Annotated in this window: 21 protein-coding genes; 13 read left to right on the forward strand and 8 right to left on the reverse strand. The window is 35.3% G+C overall.

Translation table 11 applies throughout. The annotated features are described in order from the left end of the window. The first annotated feature begins 12 nt into the window (after positions 1 to 12). Positions 13 to 702, forward strand: coding sequence for a respiratory nitrate reductase subunit gamma (gene narI / locus AC1DS7_RS20590; protein WP_059037760.1), 690 nt, complete (start codon positions 13 to 15; stop codon positions 700 to 702). A gap of 114 nt (positions 703 to 816) precedes the next feature. Here narI and AC1DS7_RS20595 read toward each other — a convergent pair whose 3' ends face one another. Next, complete coding sequence (locus tag AC1DS7_RS20595) at positions 817 to 1,509, reverse strand: Crp/Fnr family transcriptional regulator (RefSeq protein WP_476999174.1); 693 nt, start codon at positions 1,507 to 1,509, stop codon at positions 817 to 819. 325 nt (positions 1,510 to 1,834) lie between these two features. On the opposite strand from AC1DS7_RS20595, the gene moaA reads away from it, so the two are divergent. The 9 genes from moaA (at position 1,835) to AC1DS7_RS20640 (ending at position 9,901) form a co-directional block, all read left to right on the forward strand. Then, entirely contained in the window at positions 1,835 to 2,848 is a 1,014-nt protein-coding gene (moaA, locus tag AC1DS7_RS20600; RefSeq protein WP_002168528.1) for a GTP 3',8-cyclase MoaA, read from the forward strand. A 17-nt stretch (positions 2,849 to 2,865) separates the two neighbouring features. Then, positions 2,866 to 3,879: a molybdopterin-synthase adenylyltransferase MoeB gene (locus AC1DS7_RS20605; protein WP_078203214.1), complete on the forward strand. Its 1,014-nt coding sequence runs from the start codon at positions 2,866 to 2,868 to the stop codon at positions 3,877 to 3,879. 43 nt (positions 3,880 to 3,922) lie between these two features. Then, positions 3,923 to 5,212 (forward strand): molybdopterin molybdotransferase MoeA, encoded by a 1,290-nt coding sequence (locus tag AC1DS7_RS20610; protein WP_131246647.1) that lies wholly within the window; start codon positions 3,923 to 3,925, stop codon positions 5,210 to 5,212. Positions 5,213 to 5,256: 44 nt separating this feature from the next. Continuing rightward, positions 5,257 to 5,727, forward strand: a complete 471-nt coding sequence (locus AC1DS7_RS20615) for a molybdenum cofactor biosynthesis protein MoaE (protein ID WP_002127097.1) — start codon at positions 5,257 to 5,259, stop codon at positions 5,725 to 5,727. Then, a complete protein-coding gene (gene moaD / locus AC1DS7_RS20620; protein ID WP_002127098.1) occupies positions 5,724 to 5,957 on the forward strand; it encodes a molybdopterin converting factor subunit 1 in 234 nt (77 codons plus the stop codon). The genes AC1DS7_RS20615 and moaD overlap by 4 nt, the downstream gene beginning before the upstream one ends. 80 nt (positions 5,958 to 6,037) lie before the next feature. Then, entirely contained in the window at positions 6,038 to 7,207 is a 1,170-nt protein-coding gene (gene narK / locus AC1DS7_RS20625) for a nitrate transporter NarK (protein ID WP_131246646.1), read from the forward strand. Positions 7,208 to 7,474: 267 nt separating this feature from the next. Beyond that, a complete protein-coding gene (locus tag AC1DS7_RS20630; protein ID WP_000737853.1) occupies positions 7,475 to 7,672 on the forward strand; it encodes a PspC domain-containing protein in 198 nt (65 codons plus the stop codon). A 482-nt stretch (positions 7,673 to 8,154) separates the two neighbouring features. Further along, complete coding sequence (locus tag AC1DS7_RS20635; RefSeq protein WP_476999175.1) at positions 8,155 to 8,898, forward strand: amidohydrolase family protein; 744 nt, start codon at positions 8,155 to 8,157, stop codon at positions 8,896 to 8,898. An 85-nt stretch (positions 8,899 to 8,983) separates the two neighbouring features. Then, positions 8,984 to 9,901 (forward strand): AEC family transporter, encoded by a 918-nt coding sequence (locus tag AC1DS7_RS20640; protein ID WP_002031605.1) that lies wholly within the window; start codon positions 8,984 to 8,986, stop codon positions 9,899 to 9,901. A 223-nt stretch (positions 9,902 to 10,124) separates the two neighbouring features. On the opposite strand, the gene AC1DS7_RS20645 is transcribed toward AC1DS7_RS20640, so the two are convergent. From AC1DS7_RS20645 to AC1DS7_RS20675, 7 genes are all read right to left on the reverse strand, one after another. Continuing rightward, the gene (locus tag AC1DS7_RS20645; protein WP_002186000.1) at positions 10,125 to 10,595 is read right to left on the reverse strand and encodes a precorrin-2 dehydrogenase; all 471 of its coding nucleotides are present in this window, start codon (positions 10,593 to 10,595) and stop codon (positions 10,125 to 10,127) included. Beyond that, positions 10,588 to 11,298 (reverse strand): sirohydrochlorin chelatase, encoded by a 711-nt coding sequence (locus AC1DS7_RS20650; protein ID WP_002185994.1) that lies wholly within the window; start codon positions 11,296 to 11,298, stop codon positions 10,588 to 10,590. Before AC1DS7_RS20650 ends, AC1DS7_RS20645 begins: the two co-directional genes overlap by 8 nt. Further along, the gene (locus AC1DS7_RS20655) at positions 11,295 to 12,719 is read right to left on the reverse strand and encodes a uroporphyrin-III C-methyltransferase (RefSeq protein ID WP_002127108.1); all 1,425 of its coding nucleotides are present in this window, start codon (positions 12,717 to 12,719) and stop codon (positions 11,295 to 11,297) included. Before AC1DS7_RS20655 ends, AC1DS7_RS20650 begins: the two co-directional genes overlap by 4 nt. Before the next feature lie 214 nt (positions 12,720 to 12,933). Beyond that, positions 12,934 to 13,248 (reverse strand): nitrite reductase small subunit NirD, encoded by a 315-nt coding sequence (gene nirD / locus AC1DS7_RS20660; RefSeq protein ID WP_002127109.1) that lies wholly within the window; start codon positions 13,246 to 13,248, stop codon positions 12,934 to 12,936. A 15-nt stretch (positions 13,249 to 13,263) separates the two neighbouring features. Next, the gene (nirB, locus tag AC1DS7_RS20665; RefSeq protein WP_131246643.1) at positions 13,264 to 15,669 is read right to left on the reverse strand and encodes an NADPH-nitrite reductase large subunit; all 2,406 of its coding nucleotides are present in this window, start codon (positions 15,667 to 15,669) and stop codon (positions 13,264 to 13,266) included. A 246-nt stretch (positions 15,670 to 15,915) separates the two neighbouring features. Next, the gene (gene ric, locus AC1DS7_RS20670) at positions 15,916 to 16,623 is read right to left on the reverse strand and encodes an iron-sulfur cluster repair di-iron protein (RefSeq protein WP_131246642.1); all 708 of its coding nucleotides are present in this window, start codon (positions 16,621 to 16,623) and stop codon (positions 15,916 to 15,918) included. Between the two features lie 203 nt (positions 16,624 to 16,826). Further along, positions 16,827 to 17,741, reverse strand: coding sequence for an excalibur calcium-binding domain-containing protein (locus tag AC1DS7_RS20675; RefSeq protein WP_088291381.1), 915 nt, complete (start codon positions 17,739 to 17,741; stop codon positions 16,827 to 16,829). Positions 17,742 to 17,949: 208 nt separating this feature from the next. On the opposite strand from AC1DS7_RS20675, the gene exsG reads away from it, so the two are divergent. The 3 genes from exsG (at position 17,950) to AC1DS7_RS20690 (ending at position 20,435) form a co-directional block, all read left to right on the forward strand. After that, entirely contained in the window at positions 17,950 to 18,102 is a 153-nt protein-coding gene (gene exsG / locus AC1DS7_RS20680; RefSeq protein ID WP_000395676.1) for an exosporium protein ExsG, read from the forward strand. Positions 18,103 to 18,351: 249 nt separating this feature from the next. Further along, on the forward strand, positions 18,352 to 18,561 hold the full coding sequence (locus AC1DS7_RS20685) for a hypothetical protein (protein ID WP_002085943.1): 210 nt from the start codon (positions 18,352 to 18,354) through the stop codon (positions 18,559 to 18,561). 263 nt (positions 18,562 to 18,824) lie between these two features. Next, complete coding sequence (locus AC1DS7_RS20690) at positions 18,825 to 20,435, forward strand: lipase family alpha/beta hydrolase (RefSeq protein ID WP_370671436.1); 1,611 nt, start codon at positions 18,825 to 18,827, stop codon at positions 20,433 to 20,435. Positions 20,436 to 20,605 lie beyond the last annotated feature (170 nt).

The raw sequence follows: 20,605 nt of genomic DNA on the forward strand, positions 1-20,605 counted from the left end.
AGAGTTGTCAAAATGATGGATCAATTTCTATGGGTATTGTTTCCCTATATCATTTTTGCAATCTTTATCGGTGGACATATTTTCAGATACAACTATGATCAATTTGGATGGACGTCAAAATCTAGTGAACTATTAGAAAAGAAAATGCTCCGAATCGGAAGTCTATTATTCCACTTTGGGATCATGTTCGTCATTGGTGGTCATGTTATGGGGATTTTTATTCCAGAGTCTGTATACCGTTCAATAGGTATTTCTGAGCATATGTATCATGTAGTAGCAATTAGTTTCGGGCTTCCGGCAGGTGTTGCTTCTATCATCGGTTTAATTATATTAACGTACCGCCGTGTAACAGTAAAACGCATCATTGCAACGAGTACAAAGGGAGATTATATTGCGCTTATTTTATTACTAATCGTAATGCTAGCAGGACTTTCTTCAACCTTTTTAAATATCGACTCAAAAGGATTTGATTATCGTACAACAATCGGTCCGTGGTTCCGAAGTCTCTTTATTTTCCAACCGAAAGTTGAATATATGATGGAAGTACCAGTATGGTTTAAAATTCATATAATTGCAGGTATGGGTCTATTCGCAGTATGGCCATTTACTAGACTTGTCCATGTATTTAGTGCCCCAATTAAATATTTAAGCCGTAGTTATGTAATTTACAGAAGACGTATTCCAAATGAATTGAAAAAATAATTTTGCTATACACGTTTAGTAATCTATAAAGAAAGCCGAGGTCTAATGGAAGGCCTCGGCTTTTTTAGGAAATAACTGTATGCAAGAAAAAAAGATTAGCATCTAAATAAGATGCTAATCAATGCTACAAACAGAAGCAGAGCAATCTTCACAAGCAATTTCACATTTTAAAAATTGTAAATCATGGATTGTAATCTTTCCTTTATGAATAGAAATCGTACCTTTTTTTTTCAAATCATTTAACATTCGATTTACGCTTTCACGCGAAGTTGCACAGAAGTTTGCAAGTTCTTGATTCGTTAATGGTAAATCGATGAGAATCCCATTTTCTTTTAACACACCATAACTATTTGTCATTCGAATGAGAGTAGAATATAGGGCACCTTTTTTGCCGTGTAATACTAGATCTCGGAACTTCGTTTGCATTCTTCTTAAATGTTCACTAATCCATTTCATAAATTCAAATACAAGAGCGGGTTTTTGGAGTAATGCTTTTTCTAAGGCTTCACGCTTTATAACGCCTACTTCAACATCTTCAAGGCATTTTGAATTTAATAAATACTTCGCATTGTCCGTGAATAATGTTAATTCTCCAATAATGTCGTATGCCGAACAAATACGGAGTGTTAATTCTTGCCCGTCAGCACTTAGTTTACTAATTTGTACTTTTCCAGAGTGGATGATATAGAGTTCTGTTGCTTCCATACCTTCTTGAAAAATAAAACTCCCCTTTTTAATCTGCATTTTATATTCAACAGATGCAAGTAATTCCTTTAAATCTTGAGATAATGTCATACTGTTTGCCACAGCAATCACCTTTCTTCTTATAAGCAATACATTTCCTATTTTGAGTGTAAATATGCTGAAAATGCAAGAGCTATTTTAAAAATAAAGTGAAATTTCAATGACCGTAAGGGGAGGTGATTTTAAGTTTTTAGTTTGAAAGGTTCAATACGCAAAGTGGATGGGACTAAAGATGTGAACAAAATTCGAACGGATTTGTGAAGAATTTTTGAATGGGGAAAGTAATGTGAGAAAAGTCACATTGAATATGTAGCTTCTTTTTTATAATGAAGGCAAATAAAAAATTTGAAAGCTTACTAATGATTGCAGTAGAAAAGAAGGGATATAGATGCACGAGAAGATGAAAGATTCTTTAGAGCGGCCACTTCAAGATTTACGTATTTCAGTTATTGACCGTTGTAATTTTAGGTGCACGTACTGTATGCCAGCTGAAGTGTTCGGACCTGATTATGCTTTTTTACAGGAAGAGTTTTTATTAACGTTCGATGAAATAGAAAGGTTAGCGAGATTATTTATAAGTATGGGTGTTAATAAAATTAGACTTACTGGCGGTGAACCTTTATTGCGTAAAGATTTACCGAAGTTAATTGCAAGGCTTGCAAAGCTAGAAGGCTTAAAGGATATTGGACTCACAACAAACGGTATTCATTTAGCAAAACAGGCAAGGGCATTAAAAGAAGCGGGATTAAAACGTGTAAACATTAGTTTAGATGCGATAGAAGATCATGTCTTCCGAAAAATTAATGGACGAAATGTAAGTACAAAACCTGTATTGAAAGGAATTGAAGCAGCAAAAGCAGCTGGATTAGAAGTAAAAGTAAATATGGTCGTAAAAAAAGGGATGAATGATAGTCAAATTCTTCTTATGGCTCGTTATTTTAAAGAACAAGAAATTCAGCTTCGTTTTATCGAATTTATGGATGTGGGCAGTACGAACGGATGGAACTTTGAACAAGTCATTACGAAGGAACAATTAATAGAGAAAATTAATCGTGTATATCCGATTGAGCCTGTTAAACCTCGTTACTTTGGAGAAGTTGCGAAATTGTATCGATATGTAGGGAGCGATGCAGAAGTTGGATTTATTACTTCTGTTTCTGAATCTTTTTGTTCCTCTTGTACGAGAGCTCGTATTTCGGCAGACGGTAAGTTTTTTACGTGCTTATTTGGAACGAAAGGAACGGATTTGCGAACGCTTCTTCGAGAAAATATTTCTGATGCTTCATTATTAAAAATTCTCCAACATACATGGGAGTGCAGAACAGATCGGTATTCGGATGAAAGAACGGCTGAAAGTACAAATAAACGTCCAAAAGTTGAAATGTCTTATATTGGTGGATAGCGAAAGGAGGATTCCCTATGCAAGAGCGATATTCAAGGCAAGTATTGTTTTCTGGAATTGGTGAAATGGGACAAAGAAAAATAAGAAAAAAACATGTGCTCCTAATCGGTGCGGGTGCACTAGGAGCTGCAAATGCGGAAGCGCTCGTTAGGATGGGGATTGGGAAATTGACAATTGCTGACCGTGACTACGTCGAATGGAGTAATTTACAGCGGCAACAGTTATATACAGAAGAAGATGCACAGCAGTGTAAACCAAAAGCAATTGCAGCGGCAGAACATTTAAGAAAGATTAATTCTGAAGTGGAAATTGTACCAGTTGTAACGGATGTTACAATGCAAGAAATGGAAGAGTTAGTAAAAGAAGTGGATCTCATTTTAGATGCGACTGATAATTTCGATACGCGCCTACTTATAAATGACATGTCACAAAAAGAAAATATACCTTGGATATATGGTGGATGTATTGGGAGTTACGGTGTAACGTATACAACTCTTCCGGGGGAAACACCATGTTTTCGCTGCCTAATGGATCATCCTATGGGCGGTGCAACATGCGATACAGCAGGAATTATTCAGCCAGCTGTACAAATGGTAGTTGCTCACCAAGTAACAGAAGCGATGAAAATATTGGTGGACGATTATAAGGCGCTAAGGGGAACGATGTTATCATTTGATATTTGGAACAATCAATGTATCTCATTAAAAGTAAACAGGCAGAAAAAAAGTACATGTCCATCTTGTGGGAATGTACGCACGTACCCAAGTTTAACATTTGGATCACAGATGAAAACTGAAGTGCTATGCGGGCGGAATACAGTTCAAATCCGTCCAGGAATAAAGAGAATTCTTAATTTAGAAGAAATTCAAAAGCGCTTACAAAAAAGCGTGAGTGTCAAAAAAACTCCATATTTACTATCGTTTCTAGTAGATGAATATCGTTTTGTTTTATTTACAGACGGCAGAGCGTTTATTCATGGGACTAATGATATGAAAATGGTAAAACGATTATACGCAAAATATATAGGATGAACTGAAAGAGAGTTTATCCTTATCAAAACGAGGTGAAAAAAGAATGCTAGAAAAACGTAAACCAATTCCAGTAGCAGAAGCAGTTGCACGCATAATGGAGTATGCTCATCAAGGTGAAATAGAAAAGGTTTCTCTTATAGACAGCTACGGTAGAATGCTTGGAGAAGATGTTATTGCAGATCATGATGTCCCGCATTTCGATCGCTCTCCGTACGACGGATTTGCGATTCGAGCGGAAGATACAAAAGAAGCAAATAGCAGTAACCCGATTCAGTTTGAAGTGATTGGTGAGATCGGGGCAGGTTCTGTTTTTAGAGAAGAGGTGAAAGCATTGCAAGCTGTACGTATTATGACAGGAGCTGCAATTCCAGCAGGATGTAATGCGGTTGTTATGTTAGAGCTAACGGAAGGATTTGAAGAAAAAGAAAAGACTTATATGAAATTAAAACGCTCTTTCGCTGCTGGTGATAACATTTCTTTTAAAGGAGAAGATGTAAAACAAAATGCCATACTTGTGAAAAAAGGGACTTCTATTAACCCTGGAGTAGCAGCGCTTCTTGCTACGTTTGGTTATAGTTCCGTACATGTTGTAAAACAGCCGGTTATTGGAATTTTAGCGACAGGAAGTGAACTTTTAGAAGTACATGAACAGCTTAAATCGGGGAGGATTCGAAATAGTAATTCCTATATGATTGCTGCTCAAATTGAGCGAGCAGGTGGAATTGTACGCTATTATGGACAATTTGCTGACGATTTAGAGACGTGTTATGAGACCGTAAAAAGAGCAATAAAAGAAGTCGATATTTTAATTACAACTGGTGGCGTTTCAGTAGGAGACTATGACTATTTACCTGCTATTTATGAGAGATTACGAGCTAATGTACTTTTCAACAAAATAGCGATGCGACCAGGAAGTGTGACAACTGTAGCTGAGCTAGAAGGAAAACTATTATTCGGTCTATCTGGTAATCCTTCAGCTTGTTATGTCGGATGTGAATTATATGTTCGGCCAGTCATTGGAACATATTTGCATAGAAAAGATCCGCACGTATATCGAGCAGAAGCAATTTTACAGAAAGACTTTCCAAAAGCAAACCCATTTACTCGTTTTGTACGAGGGAAAGTGGAAAGTGTAGATGGAAAATTGCAAGCTACACCAGTTGGTTTAGATAAATCTAGTGCAATTTCTTCACTTGCAGAGGCGAATGCATTTATCGTCCTGCCGGGAGGAACGAAAGGATTTGAAGCAGGAATAATTGTTTCGGTATTATTATTGGAATCGAACATAGGAAGTGAGTGGCCGTGGAAAGAACCACTTCGATCATATAAGTAATAGAAAAATAGATTGCTAACTTATACGAAGGTAAGAGGTGCAAAATGACACATACGTATTATGAAGTAATTGATACACCTATTTCAATTGAAGAAGTTACAAACAAAGTAATTCGGTGTGAGTGTGGTGCGGTTACTACTTTCATTGGTACCGTCAGAGAATTTACGAAAGGACGTCGTACGCTATATTTAGAGTATGTAGCATATAAAACAATGGCGGAAAAACAGCTTGAGAAAATTGGTAATGAAGTAGAAGAGAAGTGGCCTGGGACATATGTAGCAATTACACATCGCATTGGTACATTGGAAATTTCTGATTTTGCTGTTGTTGTCGCCGTTTCAACACCACACCGGAAAGCAGCCTATGAGGCGAACGAATATATTATGGAGCGTATAAAACAAATTGTTCCGATTTGGAAGAAAGAGTTTTGGGAAGATGGTGAGTCATGGATAGGTGATCAGTTAGAGAAAATAGCATATGCAAATGGTGAGCCTGAAAGGGAGATGAGAACATGATTGAAGTACTATTATTTGCACATTTGCAAGAAGAAGCAAGTAAGCCGGCCTTGTACATAGATTGTGAAAATATTACGGTTGCTGAACTAAAGGAAGTTCTCATTAAGAAATACAGCGTAGCGATTTCAAACGAGATAATGGTCGCCGTAAATGAAGAGTATGCAAATGAGGATGACATTATTCAAACTGGCGATGTAGTAGCAATGATTCCGCCAGTAAGTGGTGGTTGATTCTTTTCAGCCTAATCATGTTAGGACGTGATTAGGCTGGAGAGAATGAATATAACTATGCATACATAGGAGGGAACAGGATGAAAAGTCCTAATTTTCAATTAAGTTTACAAACTTCTAATCTAGTTATCGGTTTTATGGTATGGGTTATCTTATCATCATTAATGCCATATATTAAAGCGGATATTCCATTAACTGCGGGACAAATTTCTATGGTCACAGCAGTACCGATTATTTTAGGTTCTATTCTTCGCATTCCAATTGGTTATTGGACAAATCGTTACGGAGCAAGAAAATTGTTCTTTATTAGTTTTATACTTTTATTATTCCCTGTCTTTTACATTAGTGTTGCCAATTCTATGATGGATTTAATTATTGGTGGATTATTTGTAGGGATTGGTGGTGCTGTATTCTCTGTAGGAGTAACTTCTCTACCGAAATACTTCCCGAAAGAGAGTCACGGTTTTGTAAATGGTATTTACGGTGTGGGTAACGCTGGAACAGCAATTACTTCATTTTTAGCACCTGTAATTGCGACATCAGTTGGCTGGAGAACAACAGTACAGTGTTATTTAGTTTTACTTGCAGCATTTGCACTTATGAACTTTTTATTAGGCGATCGTAAGGAAAAAAAGGTGAATACACCATTAATGGAGCAAATAAAAGGTGTATATAAAAATGAAAAACTTTGGTTTCTATGTATCTTTTACTTTTTAACATTTGGATCATTTGTTGCATTTACAGTATATTTACCAAACTTTTTAGTATCTCACTTCGGATTAGAGAAAGTAGATGCAGGCATGCGGACAGCTGGATTCATCGTATTAGCAACAATGATGCGCCCGATTGGTGGTTGGCTCGGTGATAAATTTAATCCATTTAAAATATTAATCTTCGTATTTATCGGCTTAACACTATCTGGTATTGTTTTATCATTCATGCCTAGTATGAACGTGTATACATTTGGTTGCTTACTAGTCGCATTCTGTGCAGGTATTGGAAATGGTACAATCTTTAAGCTTGTTCCAATGTACTTCTCTGAGCAAGCAGGGATTGTAAATGGGGTTGTGTCAGCTTTAGGTGGATTAGGAGGGTTCTTCCCACCATTAATTTTAACGTTACTATTCCAACTAACAGGTCATTATGCAATTGGATTTATGGCGTTATCAGAAGTCGCTCTTGCTTGTTTAATCATTACAGTATGGATGTATAGCCAAGAGAAGCTGTTAGTGATGTTAAAGAATCATTAATAAAGAAAAAGAACCCTCCTAAAGTAATCTAGGAGGGTTGTTTTAGTAATAGGCTTCGATATGTTTTTTATTGCTAACTTAACAAACACTTGTATTCTAAAATAATGTGGTTTAAAAATGAAAAACAGAAGTTTTGTGGAATTTTATGTTAAAATATAGATATCAGATGTTATTCAATTAAAGGGTTAGTTAAAGAAAGTTTAAATCTCTTCCGAAGATAGAACTAATTTTTAGCATACAAATACTTAATTGGATCGGGGTGTTTAGATGAAAAAATTATATAAGTCCACTCAAGATAAACAAGTATCAGGTGTATTAGGTGGCTTAAGCGATAAGTATGGAATTGATGTAAGTATCCTTCGCATAGTCACTGCATTATCAGCCTTTTTTACTAGTGGATTTACGGTGTTACTTTATATAATAGCTGCAATTGTTTTGCCTACAGATAAAGATATTAAGCGATAAATGTATGAACTTAAATCTAATTCCACAATCGAGAACTCTGTTTTTTGTCTATTGAAAGTTTCCAAAGTAAAAGCAACAGTACGATTGTTATAAGACTGAAATGAACAAACGAAAAATCCTCATAAAACATTCTGAATATATCGAGAACGAAAATAATAACTTTTGAATTAAACGATGACTATTGATCGCTAACGAATCGATAAATAGTCGCCATTTTCTAAAAAACTATATATAAATATAAATATATATAAACATCCAGAAATCACAAAAATATATGAAGGTATTTATAACAAGAAAAAACTTCATATTTTTTAGGGCCAGATTTTTTGGTAAGGCTAATGGATATTGTGAAAAGGTACACTTAAAATAAAGAATAAAGTTTAGGTCGATAAGATAAAATTATGAATTTGTATAAATAATCCATAATTTTCTTTATGAGTCATATTTGATATGTTAAAGAAAAGAGAGGGGAGGGAAATGAAATGAGAATTTTTGATGCACATTTTCACATTATTGATTTTAATTTTCCGATTATTGAGAACAAAGGGTATTTTCCACCCAACTTTGTTGTAGAAGATTATCAGAATGAAACTCCTAATTTGAATGTAATTGGTGGAGCGATCGTATCTGGTTCTTTCCAAGGGTTTGATCAAGAATATTTATTAAAGGCACTAAAACAGTTGGGTTCAACATTTTGTGGCGTAACACAATTACCTTTTACAGTGACGGATGAAGAAATACTAAATTTAAATGAAAATGGGGTAAAAGCATTACGCTTTAATATTAAAAGAGGTGGTTCAGAAGATTTATCGAAGCTGGATTACTTTGCTAGAAGAGTTCATGATTTAGTAGGATGGCATAGTGAGCTTTATATGGATGCAATAGAGTTGCCCGAAATTGCATCCACTATAGAAAAGTTACCAGCTATATCAATTGACCATTTAGGGTTATCAGAAGAAGGTTTACCATATTTATTAAAACTAGTTGATAAAGGGGTACATGTGAAAGCTACTGGTTTTGGTCGTGTCGAATTAGATGTTGAGAATGCCTTAAAATTGATTTATGAAGTTAACCCAGATGCACTTATGTTTGGAACAGATTTACCATCTACAAGAGCAAAAAGACCTTTTGAGTATGGAGATATCAAATTGATTCAACAGCTATTTGATGAACAAGCTACCGATAAAATCCTGTATACGAATGCTTTCAAATGGTATTTTGGGTAGCGTCAGGGGCTACATTTGAATTAACTGTATCCATATTTAGTAAAGAGTTTAATCCAACTATAATGTATTTAGAATGGGGTATTAAATGTTTGTTTTTATTATATTAGACGTGATATTACCAATATTAATATTGATTCTAATTGGTGCAATCTTACAAAGAAAGTTCCAATTTAACTTAAAGCAGCTATCTACACTTATTACTTATTGCTTGATGCCAGCGGCTGTATTTGTGAATATATATGATATTAGTATAGAAACAGGTTTGTTGCTCCAGATAATATACTATTTAATACTTTACAGTCTGAGTGTGATGATAGTAAGTCATTTCATTTCAAAAACATTAAAGTTAGAAAAAGGAGAAAGTGCAGCTCTAAAAAATAGCATTTCGTTAATGAATTCCGGTAATTATGGATTACCAGTAAGTCAATTGATTTTCAGTCACAATCCAGTGGGGGTTTCCATTCAGATTTTCATTGTGATTTTCCAGAATCTTTTAACTTATTCATATGGGATATATAACTTACTATCAGCAACAAAAACAATCGGAAGTATTATTCAATCATTTCTAAGACTGCCTGTATTTCATGCACTCATATTAGGGGTTCTCTTTCAATCTTTTACAATTCAAATACCTAATTCTATCTTTCTACCTCTTAATCAGCTTGCGAATAGTTTTGTTGCAATAGCACTCATATTGCTAGGAGCGCAATTATCCAACATTAAGCTTAATTTTTTTCATCGAGTCATAACATGGGCTTTAATTGGAAGATTATTGATGGGACCATTATTAGCACTTGCCATGATATACCTACTAAACATTGATGGTATTGTTGCACAATCATTATTTATTGCAAGTTCTTTTCCTACTTCAAGAAATACAGCAACTATTGCTATGGAGTATCAAATAGAGCCTGAACTACATGCACAAATCGTTTTATTTTCAACACTTTTCAGCATTATTACAGTAACTGTCGTTATTTATTTGTCATATATTTTGTTTTGAATATACGTGCAAAAACGGATAGATTTGAGGCGGTAAATGATGGACGGAAATCCCATCGATATGAGAAGAAAACAGTCTTTGATATATTGGGTGTCGTTTACAATTGTACCATGTCTGATAATCAAGCGGCTTAATTCAAAAAAGGAACCAAAACAAAAAGAACAAACGCTTCTAAAAAACGTTTGTCCAAAGGTAATTACTATTTTAGCTAAGAAATAGATTATTATTTGTGAGTACGAGAAAGCTTTTTTATAAGTTTAGGAAATATAGATGTTAGTTCCTGCTTCAAACGCTTTGTAAACGATGGATCCTTACCTGAAGTTGAAATCGTTACAATATATTCATCATTTCGGATGACACCAGGTGTGTGAAAGGATGATTCTGTGCCATCACTTACAACGTTAACCCATTGGAAATCATGGGAGGCCTGTTTGACCATCATATTGACATCATGTTGATTTGTAGCTGCATAAATAAGGTGAGCATCTTTAATATCATCATTACTAAAAGTTTTTTGCTTCCAAGTAATATAAGGAAGTTCCTTCATTTCCTCGCAAATCTCTGGGCTGATAACGGTGACAAAAGCGCCTGTATCTTTTAATCCAGACGCTTTCCAATATGCAATTTTACCACCACCAACTATAACAACAACTTTTTTATCTAAATTAAACATAAGAGGATACATATTATACATACACACATTCCTCCATTCGTTCTAATAATGCCAACTTCATATATGTATCAAATTGAAGACAATTACAAGTCGTGATGTGATCATATTTTTTTGTATGCAACTTAATTTTTTGAAGCAACAAACCGGTAAAGAGAAGGTACGGCATGACATATACATGGGACGCAGTCGATGTTATCGTCTTGAGCTCAGCAGTAAAAGAGGGCGCTCCTTTCGTTAAAAAGGAGCACGATACTGGCATACCGAGTTTTCGTTCGACCGCTGCTCCGATTTGTTGTAACTCATGTATCGGCTGTGGATCACTACTGCCTCGTCCTACGAGTAAAACGCTACTATCTTGCTTTGGCATAGTTTCACGTATTCTTTTCACTACAAGTTCAACCATATGTGGATGCGTACTAAAAGGTGGTACAACTGAAAATGTTATTTGAGGATATTTCTTTTGTAGTTGCTCTATTTCAAAAGGAATATCACGTTTATAGTGAGCTGCTGCAAATAATAAAACAGGTACAATCATTATTTCAGTTGCACCCTCTAGTATTGCTTCTGTAACTGCATCCGAAATGGTAGGTGTCGTTAGTTCTAGAAAAGCTATTTTTTGACTCCTTTCGTTACGTTCTTTCATAACAGATTGAATAAAGTGAATGAATTGTTCATTACCTTCTCGCAGGCGACTACCGTGTCCAACATATACAATTCCTTTCATCGTACCACCAAATCTTTCTTCATAATCATGTCTTGTAATTGCTCATCTACATTATGAAAACCAACTTTATTCGCATAGTGTAACGTTGGAATGTCGGTATACGAGAAGGGAAGAGTAAGAATATCGATAAAGCCAAGTCGTTTTATTTCTGATAAAAATGTATCAAGTGAAGCACGGCCGTCAAACACAATGCTATCCCATGAGAACTCAGAAAGCATACGAGAATGAATTTCATCGAAGCGATGATCAATTGTATACTCATGAGTCATCATATAAGACCCAGCACCAATTTTCTCTTGAATAAAAGCAATTCGATTAATATTTCTGCTTAAATAAATAGTTGTACCGGAAGAGAACTCTGCTTGTTTACTTAGTAGCCCATATTGCATAAGTTTTTCTTGAGTGGCAACGTTCATATACTGCAGTTTCGCCTGTAAGGAACGAATATCTTTCTGGTGTTTACTACATGATCGCATCAAGATTTCTACACTTTCATCTGAACAAAATACAAGGCGATCAACGTTAAAAATTTCATTGATTTGTTCAGATGTTAATGTGTATTCTTCCCTTTTGAAAGTTGGAATTTGATATGTTTCTGCACCGCATTCTTGTAACTTTTGCTTCATTAAACTTGTTTTATTTGTTGCGGATGCAAATAAAACTTTTTTACCATGTAATGGTTTACGTTCTTTCCAAGCGATTTGATCCCGTAAGGAAACGACATCACCAACAATTGTCATAGAAGGGTTAGAAATATTTTCGTTTTTGACGATAGGAACAATGGTTGAAAGTGTTCCTGTGACAACGCGCTGTTTTCCAGTTGTACCCCATTCAATGACTGCTACTGGCGTATCGTCTTTTTTTCCTGCTTGTAGTAAGTTTTCGCAAATTGTAGGTAAGTTTTTTATACCCATGTAGTAGGCAATTGTGTCGCTATTGTGGGATGAATTATATTTTCCATGATCGGTTAAAGGACCTTTTGCATGCCCAGTTAGTAAAGTAACGCTATTACTGTAGTTGCGGTGGGTGAGGGGGATACCTGCATAGCTACTAGCGGCGATGCTAGATGTAATACCTGGTACAATTTCATATGGAATGTCCGCTGCTGCTAAAGTTTCTGCTTCTTCACCAACACGGCCAAAAATAGATGGATCTCCGCCCTTTAAGCGGACAACGATTTTTCCTTCTTGTGCAAATTGAAGGAGATGAGCGTTAATCATTTCTTGTCTCATAGTATGATTCTTTGGCATTTTTCCGCAATAAATAAATTCACATGTTTCTTTTGAATAATTAAGAAAGAAAGGGTTTAATAAACGGTCATATAAAACGATATCTGCACGCTTTAAGCAATCTATCGCTTTCTTTGTAATAAGCCCTTCATCACCTGGTCCTGCACCAACTAAATATACATATCCGTTCATAATCGCACCTCATCATTTTTTATTTAAAAGGAAGCCAGAGGAGGCTTCCTTTCGTAAATTACATGTTTATCCCGCTATTTGCCGGGCAGTAAGACCCCTATCTCAAAATTCAGCGAAAGCAAAGTAGTTAGGTGGGGATCAACTGTCCGTAAAAGCCCGATTGGTGAGGGCTAATAATCAGCGGGGGATGAACCAATCCCCGCTGATTAAAGTTTCACTTTATATAAATGTCACCGTCAATAACTTCTACTTCGTACGTTTGAATACAACCGTCATCCGGTTTTTGGACTTCACCTGTTAGTAATGAAATTTTCCAATCATGTAGTGGGCAAAAGACGAATTCCCCAGATACAATTCCTTCCGCTAACGGTCCGTTTTTATGAGGACAACGATTTTCTACAGCTCGAATATCGCCATTTGAAAGGCGGAATAGGGCGATAGACATACCTTTCATTTGTACCTCTTTACCGATTTGAATAGGAAGATCTTCTGCACGCATAACTTTTATTTTTTCTTTCGTTTGTATCATATAGATCACAGCTCCTTATTTCACAGTTTCTACTTCATACATCGCTTTTAAAGACTTCGTTTCTAGTGCTTGTCCCCAAGCTTCCGTATATGTGCTACGAGCTGTTTGGAAACGATCATTTAACATCGTGACCATACTTGTATCTTGTAGTATTTCTTTTATGTGATCGAAGCCTAATCGTTCTGTCCAATAGGCAGTACGCTCCCCGTAAATACCAGTTTCACGATAATATTGCATGTAAGCTGTAGCGATGCGAAGGACATCGTCTTCAGTAGGGACGATCATTACAAAATCAGCCTCGCGTACTTCCGTACCACCATTTCCACCGATATACAGTTGGAATCCATTTTCAACACACACAACGCCGAAATCTTTCGTAAGTACTTCCGCACAGTTACGTGGACAACCTGTTACACCCATTTTCATTTTATGAGGTGTATCTACCATTTCTAATGACTGTTCAAGGAGCATACCAAGTCCTAAAGAATCTTTCGTACCGAAACGACAGAAGCGAGAACCAACACATGATTTTACATTACGAAGCGATTTTGAGTACGCATATCCAGAAGTCATATTTAAGTCAGCCCATACGTTAGGTAAATCTTGTTTCTTAACACCATATAAGCCGATTCGGCTCGCACCTGTAATTTTCACAAGAGGAACGTCATATTTTTTTGCGACTTCAGCAATTTTCATTAAATCATCTGCGGTTGTAACGCCTCCGTACATACGTGGAATAACAGAGAATGTACCATCATGCTGGATGTTACCATTCATTCTTTCATTAACGTAACGGGATGATTTATCATCTACATATTCTTCCGGAATCGCCATACGTAAATAGTAATTTAAAGCAGGACGACATTTCGAACAGCCGTCTTCATGTGCAAAACCGAGTACATTTCGTACTTCTTTTGGCGATTTTAAACCTTTCTCGTGAATGGCGGCTACGACTTCGTCACGTGATAAAGTTGTACATCCGCACATACCAGCAGACTGCGCAGAAGCATCAAAAGCATCTCCGAGTGTATGAGCTAGAACTTGTTCCACAAGCGGACGACATTTACCACAAGACCCTGCGGCTTTCGTGCATCCTTTAACTTCTTCAAAAGTAGTTAACTCTTGTTCTAAAATGGCATGAACGATTGTACCTTTCGTAACGCCATTACATCCACAAATTGTGTCATCCGCACTCATTGTAGCAACGTCAAGTTCACTTTCTTCACCAGCTTTGTGAAGAAGGGAAGCGGCTGTATATTCTTGTATATCTTCTTCTTTCTTTAACATGCTAAAGAGGCGTGTACCATCAGTTGCATCACCATATAAAACGATACCGACGACTTTATTGTCACGAATTAATACTTTTTTATAGGAACGTTTACATTCATCAAAGATTGAAATTGCTTTCGTTTGATCATCTTCATAAATTTGACCAGCAGAGAATAAATCACAACCTGCAACTTTTAACTGTGTACCGACGATGCTGCCCGTATATCCATTAGTTTGTAAATTCGTTATATGTTTTGCTAATATTGCGCCTTGTTCATAAAGAGGGGCAACAAGTCCATATGCGATACCGTCATGTTCTGCACATTCTCCAACTGCATAAATGGATGCATCATTTGTTTGCATATAGTCGTTAACTACAATGCCGCGATTTACAATTAAACTAGCATCTTTTGCTAAATGGGTATTCGGGCGTATTCCAACAGCCATCACGATTAAATTACAATCTACAACTTCACCATCTTCAAATTGAATGCCCTCAACATGGTCTGTACCAAGAATCTTTACAGTTTTCTTTTCCATTAGAAACTTCATGCCTTGCGCTTCTAAATCTTCACGCAATAGGGAAGCTGCTTTCGTATCTAGTTGTTGCTCCATTAAGCTAGGCATTAAATGAACAACATGTACGTCCATTCCTAAGTCAATAAGACCTCTTGCGGCTTCTAAACCGAGTAATCCACCACCAATGACAACAGCCTTTTTCTTTTCTTTAGCGGTATCCATCATAAATTGTGTATCTTCAATTGTTCGAAATCCTGTTACACCAGGAAGAGGGGAACCTTCAACTGGTAAAATAAAAGCACTAGAACCTGTTGCGATAATGAGTTTGTCGTATGTAACAGTACGATTTTTTTCTGTAATAATAATTTTTTCTTTTCGGTTAATACTTTGAACTCTTTCATTTGTATACAAAGTTATTTCATTTTCTTCATACCAACTATATTCGTTCATAATGATATCTTGCATATTTGTTTTGCCTTGTAGAACATGAGAGAGCATAATGCGATTGTAGTTTGGATGTGGTTCATCTCCAAAAATAGTAATCTCATATGAATCACTATCATGTTTTAATATTTCTTCCATACAGCGTATGCCAGCCATACCATTTCCGATCATAACTAAACGTTTTTTCATTTTCGTTTCCCCTTTTTATGTGAAATGTTGAACAAAGGATTATATTTCTATTATAGAAAATTAAAAAAGAGGGAGATGTGATATTTATCACATTTTTATAATGATTCACAAATTGTTAAAATTCGGATTTATGTGAAGGGAGAAGCGAAAGGGAATATGGTTATATGGGTAGAGGGGAAGTGTAAATATTTTTTACACAATGAAAAAGCAGGACAGGAGCATTTATACTCATGTCCTGCACTTTATTTATGCTCTTGAAATTGCACGCGGAAATAAAATATTATTTTCTAAATGAATATGCTCAAATAAATCAGATTCAATGGCTTCAAGGCGCTGGTAAATAAGGCGATAAGTGCCGCAAGCTCCTTCTGGTGGAGTAAAGTCATTTGTCACCTTACGAAGTTCTTTAATAATATTGCCAGCGTGGTTATGTTCATTTTCGAGCGCATCTACTACTTTACGTAACTTTGCATAGTTTTCATCAGTTGGATTTTGTTCGAATTCTAAAATTAATGGGAAATCTTCCGTTTCTTCTTTAATTAAATGTTGTTCTAATTCCATTTTAAGTTCATGAAATAGTTTATGAATTTGAGCTAAATGAGGCTGACTTACCCCATGAACGCGTAATACTTTCGTCACATATGGACTTAACTGTGGCAACTCTTCATTTAAATAGCGATGATGCTTATTTACAACATAATCAATCAATTCTTGATAAGAAGCATTTTTCCAATCAATTTCAGATTCGTTTAATAGTTTTGTTTTATGATAAAGCGTATTTAACTCTGTAATTACCTCTGTTGCCGATAAATTTCTTTCATTAATTGCATCAATAAGTGGTCTACTACCACCACAACAAAAATCTATTCTATATGATTTAAAAAGATCACTAGCTTTCGGAAATTGTGTAACAATCTTACCGATAATTGAAGTTTCAGTAAATGTATGTTTCATATGAATGCCTCCATAAAGTTTAAATGTAATATCTAAATTAAGAATAGCGTTAAATTAAAATCAATGTGGTGATTTAAATCACTTATTATGTGTCATTTTTGAGAATAATAAAATGAGTTTTATAAAAGGGAGAGGGAGGGTAATTCGTCGCAATAGTTTCTGATAATAAAAAAAGAAGCTTACTAGAAGCTTCTTTTTTACTACTATTTTTCACATGCAACTCCATCGCCATCACGATCAAGTTTAGAGCTATAACCTGGTTGATCTCTATATAATGGAGCTTTTCCAGCGTTTTTAACTTCAGTACAATTTTTGTAAGTTACATTACTATTGTTACTTGCAGCTGGTTGTGTTTGAGCTTGCTGTACTTTTTGCTGATCCTCTTGTTGTTTGCGAGCTTGTTCATCAGCCTGGCGTTTTTGCTCTTCTTGTTGTTTGCGAGCTTGTTCATCAGCCTGGCGTTTTTGCTCTTCTTGTTGTTTACGAGCTTGTTCATCAGCCTGGCGTTTTTGCTCTTCTTGTTGTTTACGAGCCTGTTCATCAGCTAGACGTTTTTGCTCTTCTTGTTGTTTACGAGCTTGTTCATCAGCTAGACGCTTTTCATCTTCTTGCTTAAGAGCTTGCTCTTCGGCTTGGCGTTTTTCATCTTCTTGTTGTTTACGAGTTTTTTCGTCCGCTTCTTTCTTTTCTACTTCCTTTTTCTTTTTGTCATCTTTTTTCTCTTCACTATTAGAAGCGACTTGTTTATTCGTTACTGTCGTTTTTTCAGAAGAAGGACTTGAAATACCTGATAGCGCAACAAAAATGACAAATAAAACAGCTGTAATTATAAATTGCTTTTTTGCTACACCGGTTTTCTTAATTACAGATAAGATTGCTAGAACAAGGAAAAATATAAATAGAATGAAACTTAAAGTAGAAAAAAATTCTACGACTGGGTGTTCAGATTTTGTTGAGCCAGTCATTATTAATATAATTGAAATCATAAAAAGAATAACAGTAGGACGACCATATTGTTTTGCTTTTCCATTTTTCTTAAAGAATGAAATGATACATAAGATTAAAAGAATAAAAGCTATAAAAAATAAAGCTACACCAATATTACTCAAAACTGCCATTTTCATACCTCCATTTGTAAGATTTTCTCTATTGATTATATAGGGACTTATTGGATATTACACGTTTTATATTAATTTAGAAAATTAATATTTTTAATAGATGTATAAACGTTTATTTCGTATATAAGGAAAAATAGATATATTTACTATTACATTTTAAAAGAGATTTCATAAATTATAGTATATCGATTGAAAGGAGGAGATTTGAATGGAATTTCAATTATTAGTGAATTGCGTGTTACAAGAAGGGAATGCTTACTTTTTAGTAACAAAAGTAGACGATGTTATTACGTTGAAAGTGCCAATTACAGCAGGAGTAGCAGGTTTATTCTTAGCTTTAGGTGTACCAAGATGTTCTTAATTTAGCTTTTGATAGTAAAAGGATGAGGGACAAGCCTTCCCCTTTTACTATTACATAATTTTTTTATGTAAACTAAATAAGACTTTTTAAGTTTTTTAATATTATTTTTGCCATAGCACGTTTAAAACGGACATGCATATACTATAATGTTTCATTGGCCTTTGATGATGAACGATAGTTTTAAAAAGTGTATCGAAAGTAGAATTGATATTCTTTTCAATAATGAAAATAGAAGAGGTGCTAGTATATATGAAAAGACGAACGTATGATATTCCAGTCGTATTACGAAGAGAATGGTTTTTAATAGAATTAGCGCATTTAACAAAAAAATATGGGATTGAAATAGCAACTAGTAAAATAGAAGATGCACCATTTCTAAGAGATCAAGTTACAGAATTCAAAATAGGAGCGGGTTTGCAATACGATAAATATGATGATGAGTACATCATCGAGTTTTAAACAAAGAAGCTGCGTATAAAAGGTTATTAAAGAGACCTTTTATACGCAGTTTTTTTTGTAAAGAGAAAGCTTTATTGAGAAATATTCAAAACGCTTATTGTAAAAAGGAATGAAGAAATGTTGAGAGAATAACGTTTGATAAGAAAGGAATGCGGCTATTAATTTCTTATTATATTGTAACGTAAAAGTAATTGATTAAATGGAATTTAAAACAATTGGTGTTCAACGGAATGGTAGCGTTTTCTTTCAGGAGAAAAAGGGGGATGTTAATGGGAATTATGAAAAGGAGTATCGCATTATTTATTGTACTTTGTTTTATGAGTCCGCTGGTTTTTAGTGCAAATGTACACGCGGAGGTTGTAACAGAGCTTAAGACTGGCTTTCCAGATCAAGAAGTATTTACTCCTGGAGAATGGTTTTTAGGTCAGAAACCTGCTAATTATGATGAGAATAAAACACCAATTCTCTTTGTACAAGGAAGAAATGGTAATGCGGATAGTTGGTATGGAAAGACAGTATATCATGAGATGAATGATATGTACGATTATGCTTTGAAAGCAGGCTATCAAACTGTATTTATTCAATTATATGATGCCGCGGGCAAAGGATCAGCTAGCCAATGGGACAATGGAAAATTGTTAGCACAAAAGCTTGAAGAGATTTATAATCATTTTGGCAAAAAAGTAAATATTGTAGCTCACAGTAAAGGTGGTATTGATACACAAGCTGCGTTAGTTGGATATGGAGCGAATCGATTTGTTGGAAATGTTATTACTCTTGCCACTCCGCATTACGGATCCAATTTAGCGGATTTATCATATAGTTGGTGGGCAGGATGGCTTGCCTCTATATTAGGTCAAAAAGATGATGGGACATATTCATTGCAAATAGGTGAAATGGCAAAGTTTCGTTCTACAATAGATAATAATCCTGCAGCTAAATTAAACCGTTACTATACGGCTACTGGGACAAGCTGGGGACCTGTTTTTTCAGCACTATCTATGGGCGGGTTGTATTTGTCATCATACGGTTCTAATGATGGATTGGTGAACGAATGGAGTGCTAAGTTACCATATGGAACACATTTATTTACAGATTCACGATTTGATCATGATAATATACGAAAAGGTTCAGCCGTTTTCGCACGAATTGAACCATATTTACGGACAGTAAATGTGCCAGTACCAGCTTTATTAGCCCCGAGTAATAGTTCAGAGGATAAGGTAGAACAATTAAACACAACTTCTAATCAAGCTATTTTAGGAGGAGAGTTGTCACAAAATGAGTGGGTAGGACAAACTGTCGCAGTTGATAAAAAAGCAGAAGGGGTAGTTTCTATTTTAACAGCTTCTTCAGATGTAGAAATACAACTAATATCTCCAAAAGGAAAAGTTTATACAAATAAAGATAGTGCTGTATCTACTGGTGAAGGTGAATCTCTCTTTAAAGGAGCCACTATAAGAACATTTAAATTTGATAAAATGGAAGCAGGAGAATGGCAAGTTAAAATGATGGCGAAGCAGCCGAAAGATGCATATTTAATCGTGACCGATTACAAAAAAGATGCTCCGTTCGTCCTTCAAATGCCGGCAAAGGTTAAAGTAAATAAAGCAGAGTATAAACTCAAAAAATCACCTGTAGCTCCAGAAATGAAAGGCGATCTTTCAGTAACAGTACGAGTAATTAATAAAGATGGAAAATTAGTTTCTGAATCAAATGAATCGAAAAACATTAATACAACTACATTTACAGGTGCTTTGAAAAATATAGAACAGCCAGGTGTATATAACGTTACAATTGATATGAAAGGAATGAATAAGGAAGGACAACCTTATAATCGTACGATAGTTAAATCGGTTTATGTGGAGAAGTAGGAAAGAATGAATCGGTTTTAATAAAAAAAGTGCCGAATTCTTGTGGCAGAAGGATTTCGGCACTTTTTCATGTTTATTAGATGAATAGAAAAGTGAAATGGGAGTTTATGTTCTATAAGAGGACGATAGGAATCAAAAAAACGTTATGCAATAAAAAAAGATACTAAATT

The organism is Bacillus sp. P4_E1, from assembly GCF_056401715.1.

What these genes read in the sequence shown, in the direction of transcription:
- AC1DS7_RS20690 (WP_370671436.1), top strand. Translation starts at nt 18,825, where the DNA reads ATGTTAATGGGAATTATGAAAAGGAGTATCGCATTATTTATTGTACTT.
- AC1DS7_RS20605 (WP_078203214.1), top strand. Translation starts at nt 2,866, where the DNA reads ATGCAAGAGCGATATTCAAGGCAAGTATTGTTTTCTGGAATTGGTGAA.
- narK (WP_131246646.1), top strand. Translation starts at nt 6,038, where the DNA reads ATGAAAAGTCCTAATTTTCAATTAAGTTTACAAACTTCTAATCTAGTT.
- AC1DS7_RS20635 (WP_476999175.1), top strand. Translation starts at nt 8,155, where the DNA reads ATGAGAATTTTTGATGCACATTTTCACATTATTGATTTTAATTTTCCG.
- AC1DS7_RS20640 (WP_002031605.1), top strand. Translation starts at nt 8,984, where the DNA reads ATGTTTGTTTTTATTATATTAGACGTGATATTACCAATATTAATATTG.
- AC1DS7_RS20655 (WP_002127108.1), bottom strand. Translation starts at nt 12,719, where the DNA reads ATGAACGGATATGTATATTTAGTTGGTGCAGGACCAGGTGATGAAGGG.
- AC1DS7_RS20630 (WP_000737853.1), top strand. Translation starts at nt 7,475, where the DNA reads ATGAAAAAATTATATAAGTCCACTCAAGATAAACAAGTATCAGGTGTA.
- moaA (WP_002168528.1), top strand. Translation starts at nt 1,835, where the DNA reads ATGCACGAGAAGATGAAAGATTCTTTAGAGCGGCCACTTCAAGATTTA.
- AC1DS7_RS20610 (WP_131246647.1), top strand. Translation starts at nt 3,923, where the DNA reads ATGCTAGAAAAACGTAAACCAATTCCAGTAGCAGAAGCAGTTGCACGC.
- AC1DS7_RS20615 (WP_002127097.1), top strand. Translation starts at nt 5,257, where the DNA reads ATGACACATACGTATTATGAAGTAATTGATACACCTATTTCAATTGAA.
- narI (WP_059037760.1), top strand. Translation starts at nt 13, where the DNA reads ATGATGGATCAATTTCTATGGGTATTGTTTCCCTATATCATTTTTGCA.
- exsG (WP_000395676.1), top strand. Translation starts at nt 17,950, where the DNA reads ATGGAATTTCAATTATTAGTGAATTGCGTGTTACAAGAAGGGAATGCT.
- AC1DS7_RS20685 (WP_002085943.1), top strand. Translation starts at nt 18,352, where the DNA reads ATGAAAAGACGAACGTATGATATTCCAGTCGTATTACGAAGAGAATGG.
- nirD (WP_002127109.1), bottom strand. Translation starts at nt 13,248, where the DNA reads ATGATACAAACGAAAGAAAAAATAAAAGTTATGCGTGCAGAAGATCTT.
- AC1DS7_RS20645 (WP_002186000.1), bottom strand. Translation starts at nt 10,595, where the DNA reads ATGTATAATATGTATCCTCTTATGTTTAATTTAGATAAAAAAGTTGTT.
- nirB (WP_131246643.1), bottom strand. Translation starts at nt 15,669, where the DNA reads ATGAAAAAACGTTTAGTTATGATCGGAAATGGTATGGCTGGCATACGC.
- moaD (WP_002127098.1), top strand. Translation starts at nt 5,724, where the DNA reads ATGATTGAAGTACTATTATTTGCACATTTGCAAGAAGAAGCAAGTAAG.
- AC1DS7_RS20650 (WP_002185994.1), bottom strand. Translation starts at nt 11,298, where the DNA reads ATGAAAGGAATTGTATATGTTGGACACGGTAGTCGCCTGCGAGAAGGT.
- AC1DS7_RS20675 (WP_088291381.1), bottom strand. Translation starts at nt 17,741, where the DNA reads ATGGCAGTTTTGAGTAATATTGGTGTAGCTTTATTTTTTATAGCTTTT.
- ric (WP_131246642.1), bottom strand. Translation starts at nt 16,623, where the DNA reads ATGAAACATACATTTACTGAAACTTCAATTATCGGTAAGATTGTTACA.